General features: G+C 72.0%; 1 protein-coding gene. It reads left to right on the plus strand.

Annotated elements, in window-relative coordinates:
* The coding region (locus tag AC5RUJ_RS18460; protein ID WP_494156540.1) for a flagellar FliJ family protein at nucleotides 1–290 on the plus strand (290 nt) is incomplete at its 5' end.
* Nucleotides 291–428: the final 138 nt, after the last annotated feature.

The raw sequence follows: 428 nt of genomic DNA on the forward strand, positions 1-428 counted from the left end.
AGTTGGGCGAGATCATCAGCGAAGTCTCCGATGCGGCCACGCTGCACGCGGTGGCCGCGGCCCGCTCCGCCTCGCGCAGCATGCTGGCCGACCTGGAGAACCTGGACCGGGCCCGGCAGAACGAGGCGCAGCAGGCCCAGCAGGAGTTCCTCGCCGTGCGCAAGCAGTCCGTGGGCCTGGAGAAGCTCGAGACCCGGCACCTCGCGGCCGAGGCGTTCGAAGAGCTGCGGCGCGAGCAGCTGGTGCTTGACGAGCTGTCCACCGGAGCCCGGGGCGGCGACGGACGATGAGCATGACCGATACCCTCGGGCGGATCCAGCAGATCCAGTCCACGCTGACCCAGCTCGCCCAGCCTGCCCCCGCCGTGGAAGCCGCGGCCAGGGCCACCGCGGCCGGCAGCACCGGCGGCGCAACGGCAAGCGCTTTTG

The organism is Arthrobacter sp. Y3223164, assembly GCF_059091005.1.